The sequence below is a fragment of the uncultured Allobaculum sp. genome, from assembly GCF_948576815.1.
In the GTDB taxonomy this organism is placed as follows: Bacteria; Bacillota_I; Bacilli_A; order Erysipelotrichales; family Erysipelotrichaceae; genus Allobaculum; species Allobaculum fili.
On record NZ_CAPAEZ010000022.1, the window covers coordinates 25024 to 34513 of the forward strand.

Sequence of the window (9490 nt, forward strand, 5' to 3'; positions counted from 1 at the left end):
TTTTTTTGTTCCGAATGGAGACTTTACTTCGCCATCAGAAAAAGACAGGTCTGGGACGCAGGGATCTGCGATCCAGTCATCAGCTTTATCTGTTTTCAATCGGCTTACTTCAGGCCGTCCAGCTTTTTGGAGTCGGGTGTAAAGCGAAGGGCAAGCAGGGACGCATGAAGGGCTTTGGCCTGTGCGTTGATGTGCGCCTGATCGAGCGCCTTGTTGACAAGGGCTTTAGCACTGGCAAGATCCTGCGCGAACGTGCCTTTGGATGCATCCGTTACTTCATTCAGATCAATCGTTTCAGCCGTTTTGATCAGCAGATTGAGCTGAGTGTAGTCCAGGACAGCCGGCGTTTCGCCGAGCATGGCCAGACGCGCATTGCGGATGGCTGCGGCCGCATTGTCGATCTGCAGCTGGGTTACGGTGTTCTGGGCATTGCTCAGTACATCTTTTTTCAGCGCGGATCCGGTTTCAATTGCGGTGATCCAGGCGGCTTTCTTCGCCGCGTCGACCGAATCGAGGCGAACGTTTGGAAAGGTTTCGATTTCTGCGGTGAGCATAGTGAGATCGAGGTTCGTTGCCTGCATCTGCGGCATGGTCATTTCGAGCTTGCAGTCCGCAAAGTCCGCGTGACCGTCCCAGTTGTTGGACGGCTGCGTGGCATTGAGCGTGATCTGGGTAACGCCATCGAGCGGTACGCTGAATTCTTTAAGCGGTGTGGTACCGGTCATGGAACCCGAATTGAAGGCTTCCTTCGAGCCGGTAAGAATCTTAAAGGTGATATTGGCGTAAATCGAATTGTGCTTCGTGTAGTCGACGCCGACGGCTCCCCTGAGTGCGGAATACGTATTGGCCGGGATATTGAAGATGATGTTTGTGTTGACGTGCGATCCGATGCCTTTTTCGTATTTTCTGCCGTTCTGCTCTTCATCGCAAAGGGTAATGGCAGCTCCGCTTGAAGCCTTGTCCTTTTGAATCGTGTCGTAGCCGACGGTCGAATTTTCGGACCAGGTCAGATTGGACAGATAGGCGGCCATTTCAAAGTCCATCGTTGAAGAATGACTTTCGGTTCCGTCTTTGGAAAGCACGAACACTTTGACCTGATGGCTGTTTTCAAAGAGAGAAACGTTCAGACTTGCTGATCCGGTACCGATTATACGGCTTACTCCGTCATCGAGAATGACGGTCGCATCGGGATCCATCGCCTGCGCACGGACTTCAAAGTTCGATTTGGAAATCGTCTGGGCATACGTTTCGGCCATTGGATCAGAGACGGTTTTGCCGTCCACGCTCAGCGCGTACAGATCGGCGTTAGCGGGATCGGAGGCGTACAGTGTATACCTTTCCACGGCTCTGGAAATGCCGTCAGCGGCAAGCACTTTGACGATCAGCTCATTGACGCCCGGCTTGATCTCGCCAAGCAGCGAATGACCCTGCGCATCGAAGGCGAGTTCTTTTCCGTTGAGATACGCCTGACGGCCTGCGCCCATATACGCGGCGCTCAGTACCGCTGTGCTTTCATCGGAAACGACATTCGGTTCTTCTTTGGAAAGAACGGCATCGCCCAGTTTCACGGACGTTACCTGTGCAGTCGTATCGGGTGCGTAAAGAATATGAACAAGTTTCTTGTCCAGGTTGATGCCGTCTTCGGCATGGCTGCCCACGATAAAGGAGTTCATGCCGGTTTTGAGCGTAACGCTGGCCGAGAGAGTTTGGCCCGCTTGTGCCATTGCGAGCGCAGCCGGATTGAGGGCGCTGTACAGCGAAAGGGAAGCTGTATCGTCGCTTGCAGCCGAGATCGTCATCGTATTGGACCCTGTCCAGGTCATGACGCTGTTGGCGCTGAAGGCTTCATCATTGACCTTCAGATCCTTAATGGCACAGCGGCTGTCTTTGGCCTGTTCAATGTTCAGCGTTACCGGCGTAGAACCATCCGCATTGGCAATTGTCCACTCGGTTTTGCCGGAGAGACTGAGAACGGCCGAAGCGGTCGTCTGTGCTGTACCATCCAGTTTCCATCCGGAAGCGGCGCCTTCGACGCGGATTTCGGCTTTTTCGCCGATGGCCGGAAGCGCAATCGATGCCGAATCCGGAGCAGTGCCCGAAGCGGTCCAGACGGTTTGACCATTGACCTGAATGGAGCGGATGGAAGAGGAAGCCGGCGTCGTAACGGAACATTCGGCTGTCGCTTTCGGCTCTGCGGGAATGCCCCAGGCCGACGTCAGGTAAACGGTCGCAGTAAGTTTGCCAGGCTGTGCAGGCGTATACGTCGTACTGTCGCAGAGCGTTTGCGAGAGAATCTTGCCTTCGTCGTTTTTGAGCGTCCAGAGAACCTGCGCGCTGCTCTGTCCGCCATCCGGATTGGTCGCGTCATAGCTTACGCTTACTGGACTGCCGGCTTCTGCAGTTTCTGCCGAAAGCTGTACGTTAGAAAGAACAGGTGTCGCGGCATTTCCATGTTCAAAGGAAACGGAGGTCTCCTCATTCAGATCGCTGAGAGTTGTTGTATTGGCTTTGAAGCGGAAGTCCTTGAAAGTAACAGTTTTGCCGCGGGGATTTGTATGCCAGCCCGCAAAGCCGATGCGTACGCTTTTGCCCGTTAACATCGTAGCGGAAAGATCGCGAACGGAAGTGTACGTCTTGCCGTCTGCGCTCCAGTACGCGTGTACAGTGTTTCCTTCCTTGACAAAAGCCAGCCAGGCATCGGAAAGGGCGTTCTGTGCGGCATTGTCTCCAAGCTCGGTTGCGCTGCCGCCGGTTTCCGAGACGGTCGCAATGCCGTCGTAATGGCACTTCTTGCCAAGCGAGAGGTAGTTGTCCGCGTCACCAAAGACGAGGAAGCTTGCGGTATCCCACTGTCCGCTTTCCCGAATCGGAAGACCGGTGACATGAACGGAAGTTGCAAAATTTTCCGTGTCTGCGGGGATATCGTAAAGAATCAGGTTTTTAACCGAGTTGTTTTCCTCATACAAGTCGCCCTTTTCGAGTGCGATCGTCGCTTCGGTTTCGTTCAAAGTGAGATTCGTATTCGAATTCGTTACGGAGATGCCCGGAGTAAGGGAGGCGGATTTTCCGGTGTTTACCAGAACGATGCGCGAATCCGAACCGGAAGCGCTGGAGGCGATGACTTTGTAAATGCCGCTCTGGGCGTTAAGCTCGCCTGCGCTTGTGATCGAGGCCTGATCCGTGGCAGTTCCATCGAGTGCCGTAACCGACCAGGTGACGGTTTCGCCTTCCGGTGTCTTAGCCGTAAAGTTCGATGCAGCGCCGACTACGGTGTTGTCCTTCTGATCGATCGTGACGGCAGAACCGGTCGTGCTTTCCGAAATTGTCACTTCGATCGGATCGGAATAGAGCAGCGAATGATCCCATTTTGTCCAGGCGTATACCTGAGTCGTACCAGCGGATACGCCGGTGATGTTTCCAGAATCATCCACGGAAGCGATCGCGGGATCGGCGGACAGATAATGAATGGCGCCTGCAGAAGCTGAAGCTGCTCCGGTTTTGGACGTCGTCAGCGTAACCGCATCGTTGGTAATGTGAATCTGATCTTCCGGGGTGTTGTCGCGATAGGCGTACAGTTTCTGGCCGTTGTCGTACGTATTCGAGTCGATGACTACGTTTTTCGACTTGGCGAACTCGTACATGTTTTCCGTATTGCCCGTGCGGGAAGATCCGCTAAGCGTGACGGATGACTGCGTGCTGGCTCCGGCAGCAAGACGGATGTGCTTGCTGAGGTCGCCGATTGTGAAGGCAAGATCCGGGTTGGTTCGCAAAATCGTGTTGTTTCGAATCGTCAGATTTTCAACGCTTTCGGCTTTCACGACGGTATCGGAATCCATGTGGAACGTATTGCCTTCGATCGTGATGTTTTTATGAATTGGATTTTCATAGCCCGGCAGTCCGCCGTTTTTGGTTACCGGATGAATATAGATTGCGGAACGGTATTCCCAGCCGCGTTCGCCGGAATCCTTAATGTAGAACGTGTTGTTTCGAATGGTCATGTCGCGGATCGGACCGGATTCATACCACTGATCGGAGTCGTTGGACAGGAAGATCGTAGCCATCGACGTGTTGTAGAACGTGTTGTTTTCGATCAGCGTTTTCTTGCGCGTCGTGCACAAAACGGCACGGGCTGCCAGGTCGCGGAACGTATTGTTTCGGATCGTGACTTCCGGGGTGTACGTAATGTTTTCCGCAACGTATTTCGGTTCGGATCCGATCTTATCGGTCAGATAGGAAGGCAGTTCTTCATCAAATTCAATGACCATCGTCTTGAGATCGTTGCCGTCTTCGCCTGGATTGGAGATGACGTTTTTAACGGTATAGACCGTTTCGTTATCCGCCGACTGAAGCAGGTCGCGAGAGAAGAACTGAACCTGGTCGCCGACATGAAACTGCGGAAAGCCGCCCTGCTGGGCATGAATGTACTTGAGCTGGAGCCTGTGGTCGTCCAGTTTCTGCTCAACGCGGGTGAAGGTTCCGTGAATGTTGATCGGATCATCGTGCAAAGCCGCAAACCGGCAGTTTTCAATGACGAGCTTGCCGGCGGCACCGGAAGCGTGAATGCCGTCCGCGTAGCTCGCGACGATATGACCGGAATTGGCTCTGGGTTCCATGGAACATTCATAGAAATAGACGTCTTTGGCCATCTGGAGCAGCCAGCCAAACCCGTGCATGTAATGGACATGCACTTTGCGCGCGGTAACGTTTTCGGATTCCCAGATCAGGGCACCGGCGGTTTCACGAACCGCAGCGGAGTTGAACTGCAGGGTCATGCCGACTTTCTGCATGGACGGACGGGAAGAGTTATAGACGAATTTCAGAATGGTTCCGTCGGTTCCTTCCACCGGCGTAATCGAGGTTACGTTATTGAACGGGTTTTCGGCATTCGTGCCAAAGCGGCGGGTAAATTCGCCAGTCGCGTCGGTCGCGGAAATCGCGTACGTATTTTCGTGAATGCCGGTTTTCGTCCAGTACGTCTTTCCGGTATAGGGAGAGGGTTCGCTCGTCCAGCGGAACGTGGTTCCGTCGATCTGATACGGGAAGCACTTGGGAACGTAAAATTCCGTGACATCCTTGCCGTTTTCGCTGTACATGCGCGAAACGGTCATTTCGGATGTGGTTGGTACCGCAAAATCCCAGGAGAAGTCATGCAGGGTAATGTTTTTGGAATGAGTGACCGCAAGAGCCATCATGTTGCCGTGCATCATGAAAAGCGATCCGTTGCCCTCGAGAGTCAGATCCTGCTGATCTTCAATGAGAATGCCGATTGTCTTGGTCGGATAGTCGGTGGAACTCGTATTGGACGTGTGAATTTCACGTGTCGCCGCAAAGTCCCTGTAAATCTGGTATTCGCCCTTTTCAAAGGAAACCGTAACCGGCTTTCCGGACGTTTCCCGCAGTTCTTTTGCGGCGGCAAGTGCTTTTTGAATCGCCTGCGTCGAGTCTTTCGTACCGGTTGGATCCGCACCAAAATCGGAAGCGTGAATGACCTGCGCTTCATCGCTGTCGTTGGCGTAAAGCGGGAGGATCAGGCTTTCACTTAACGGCAGCACCGTACTGGCGGCTACAGAGCTCAATAACCCGAGCGAAAGCATCAGGCGTCCTGGTCGTTTCATAAGTTTTTCCTTTCTTTTCTTTGCAGGCAAAAAAACAGCCTGCTTTTTTCATTTTTTTCTCTTTTTTGCCGGCTGGATACAGCCGACGATCGTTTACGCTGATTTGCGCAGCGTCTGTATTTTGGCAGGCTAGACTGACTCTTGAAAAAGCAGAAAAGCCAGTGCAGCATCTGAATGTTCATTGAGCGTGAACGGTTTTTCCTTGAAACTATGGATATGTAGGCCCGAAAGTGAACCGTGTCAAGCTGGGGAGAAGAGACTTTCTTTTTTGCCCGAAAAGAAGCCGCTTGTGCGGGGAAACAAACTGTATTTTCATACAAACGCTTACATTTCCTATTCATCTTCTATGGTTTTTGGCGGTTCGTCAAACCAATTTTTAAGACGAATGCTTAAAAAAGGCGAGTGCCGCTGATGCCCAAAAGAGAGCAGGAAAGAAAGAAAAGCGCCCGGAATTGGACGCTTTTCAAAGAGTTCAAAGGGGGACTTGTATCTCTGGATTTCCTGCAGGGCAGATCGGAAAGGCGATCGCCTGGAAATCAGTGCAGAGAGGCAAGAAGCGTTTCGTCGGGAAGCAGACGAACTTCAAGCCATGCCTGGTTGAGTGCTTTGGCGGCCTGATTAATTTCTTCCTGACTGTTCGGATTATCAAATACGGCTTCAGCGCTGGTCAGCTGGCCATTCAGTGCCTGCACGGCTTCGCCTTCGCCAAACGCGGATGTATCTTCCGGGATCGCGTCGATTGTGGTTTTCAGAACGGTTTTGTCGAGGAGGATCTCTGGCGCTGTGATATCGAATTTATCCATCTGCGGAGCCTTGTTTGCCCAGCTGCAATTTTCAGAACGCCGGCGCCTGGTTTGAGGACGGTCAGCGTAAAAGTTTTCGTATGGGTCGCGCTTGGGCTATCCGCACCGGCCGTAACGGAACCGGATGCGATTTTTCCACTAGCTTCCGACCAGGCGATTGCGTTGGCGTTCGCGCCGGAACGATAGGAAAGCGTAAAGGTGTAGTCGCCCGTCTGCTCGGCCACGTACGGAATTTCGATGTAGTCGTTTTCGTTGCAGGAGTCGACGTATTTTCCGTTGCTTGCCCAGTCGGCCTGCGCAACGTTCAGCTTCCACTGCTCATCCGCTGCGCCGGTGTTGGTAAGAATGGCGTGTTCGGCTTCGAGCGTGGCCTGCTTGCCGTTGGTCGGGAAGACGAACGGATTGGCTTCGGTATAGTTTTCAAAGTTCGATTCGGTATCGAGAATGGTAATCGCGGCTTTGGAGTTGAAGCCGAGAATCATGTCGGGATCGGCACTCGTCAGTTCAACGCTGAACTGCAGGTTTCCGGTCTTATTCGTGTTGCGGCGGGTAACCACGGTAACGTTCTTTTCCATTTCATCCTGCGCAAAGTGCACCTGATGAATCAGTTCGGTGTTGAAGTCATCCTGGATGGCGGTACCCGGGTTTGGCGAGAAGGTCACATCGACTGGAGCCGTTCCGCCTGTGCGGACGAGCTTAACCTGAAGCGTTTCGTTTTCGCCCATCGTATAGGCAGCCTGTTCGATGCCGACCATGCCCTTGTTTTCGTTGTTGATCGAATAGAAGGCTTCGATGCCAGTCGCGCTCGTTTTCGGCGTGATTTTTACGGTGTGCGTGCCGGGTTCTAACGTATCGGTTTCAAAAAGAATCTGGCCGACTTTACGCGGAGACTTGGACATGTTGATCGTAACGGCGGGCTTTCCGTCTACTTCGACATCGGCGGTTCCATGTCCGGGATCGAGGGTGCCGACGATGCAGCCTTTGGTTCCGGTGAACGTCCAGGTCATTGTGGCGCCGCTGCCGGCGTTGACCCATTTGTTCGTGTTGTTCGTATACTGCATGCCGGTTTCGGCGTTCCAGCTGCCAGTAGTCGTTACGCTTGGGCTGGTGACATCCGTCACGATCATGCCGGTCGGAGCGCCTCCGTTTTTTTCCATGTCTTCGTTGAGCTTATAGGCACCGATTTCACTGAGAACCGGAGTTTTTCCATCGGGCGTCGAAACGGTGATTTTCAGTTTCTGCGTACGAAAGGGCGTGGAGCGGATCAGGCGTTTTGGACCGACGGTTACGCCGGATTCGAGCGTGTTCCAGTCACCGCTGGCGTTCTGGTATTCCACCTCATAGTGATTGATGCGCTGGCCGTACTGAATGGCTTCTTCCAGGCTGACGCAGTCCATCTCGCGGGTTTCGCCAAAATCGATCAGCAGGGTACCCGATGATGTACCGTCACAGGTCGACCAGACACTCTGATCGTCTTCATCGACAAGCAGATCCGGAGAATAGCTGGTCGAATTGCCGCGGATATTGTCGGCTTTTAACGTTACGCCCTCGGCCTGCATCAGGTTGTTGTCGAAGGAATCGCGGATCATCTGGCCAAATTCCAGCGTGCGCGTGTTAATGGCTTCATCGAGCGCGCCCTTGTCGTTCAACGGAATGTTCAGCAGCAGGGTAGCGCCATGACCGACGGAGCCGAAATACATATTGGAAAGATCGGCAAGGCTCTTTGGCGTTTTCTTGGAGTTGCCCCAGAACCAGCCGGAGGTAATGCGCGCGTCGGCTTCCGGAACGGCCCACTGGTTGCCGTTTTCAAAACCGAGAGAATAGCCGCCGCTCTTGTTGTCGCTCATCGTGTTGTGCTCGCGGTCGACATTGACTTTGGACCAGGTATCCTGGCCGGCGTAGCCGTTTTCGTTGCCGATCCAGCGTACGGTCGTATAGGATTCCGCCCCAAAGAGCATACAGTCGGCGTCAAAGCCGGCTTCCACGCCTTCGTTTTTCTGGATGGTCGCAAACCAGCGCTGAAAATCGTATTCCTGCGCGTTGGCGCCAGATCCTTTGGCGCCGTCCATCCACACTTCGACGAAGTGGCCGTTGTTTCCATATTTATCGCTGCTCAGAATTTCTTCGAGCTGATTGTTGTAGTAGTCGTTGTAGTCGAGGACGTCGTTTTCTTCCGTGGTCGGATTGCCGTTGGCGTCCTTATAGCCGTAGCTGGGATCGTGAATATCCCATGGCGAGAGGTACAGACCCATATCGAGGTCGTATTTCGTGCAGGCAGCCGACAGGTCGGCGAGCACATCGCCCTGTCCGTTTTTGTAGCCGGCTGTCGCGCAGTTATAGGTTGAATAGGCGGTGTTCCAGATGCAGAAGCCGTCATGGTGCTTCGCGGTGACGATCAGCTTTTTAAAGCCGGCGTCCTTGAGCGTTTTTACAAAGTTATCCGCATCGACATCACGGTCCAGGCGGAAAATATCCGACGGCGCGCGATTGCCGTAGCTTTCGCCCCATTCAATTTCATTGAACGTATTGGGTCCAAAGTGGCAGAAGGCAGCCAGTTCATCTTTCTGATAGCGGAACTGGTTGGCGTTGGGAAGTACATCGTCTTTAGCGGGTGCAGCCGTTTCGGTATCGCTCAGATTTGCGGATCCGATCCAGGTTTCTTCATCGCCCGCAGCCAGCAGCTGGAAAGGGGAGCAGAGCAGACTGGCCGAGGAAGCCGCCGCAAGCATCCAGGCGGTACAGCGTTTCGAAAATTTCATAAGCATCATTCCTTTTTTCTCAGTCAGAGGGGAGTGTGCTTTCTCATTTGCCCGAAGGAAGAAGACCCGGCAAATGCGTGCCCGGCAGACCGAATGCTTCTTCGTAGAGAAAGCGCTTTCCAGTTTAAGCTTACCATCTGCCAGGAGCACGGTCTTTGTGAAAATATATCTTCTCTTTATGATTTTAAGTCCTTTATAAAGCAATAAAACATGCGGAAATGATAATAAAAACAATGTACAAATTATTTTTCAGAAAACTCTAAACTGTACCCCAGAAAGTGGACAATTTTTTTAGAGTCAACCTATTCCAAGG

At 53.0% G+C, this 9490-nt stretch carries 3 protein-coding genes; all 3 read right to left on the bottom strand.

Annotation, left to right across the window (positions count from 1 at the left end; all coding sequences use genetic code 11):
- Nucleotides 1-104: 104 nt before the first annotated feature.
- Nucleotides 105-5615, bottom strand: a complete 5511-nt coding sequence (locus tag Q2J39_RS04600) for an NPCBM/NEW2 domain-containing protein (RefSeq protein WP_288339223.1) — start codon at nt 5613-5615, stop codon at nt 105-107.
- A 536-nt stretch (nt 5616-6151) separates the two neighbouring features.
- Nucleotides 6152-6418, bottom strand: a complete 267-nt coding sequence (locus Q2J39_RS04605; RefSeq protein WP_288339224.1) for a hypothetical protein — start codon at nt 6416-6418, stop codon at nt 6152-6154.
- On the bottom strand, nt 6364-9177 hold the full coding sequence (locus Q2J39_RS04610) for an alpha-L-fucosidase (RefSeq protein WP_288339225.1): 2814 nt from the start codon (nt 9175-9177) through the stop codon (nt 6364-6366). Before Q2J39_RS04610 ends, Q2J39_RS04605 begins: the two co-directional genes overlap by 55 nt.
- Nucleotides 9178-9490 lie beyond the last annotated feature (313 nt).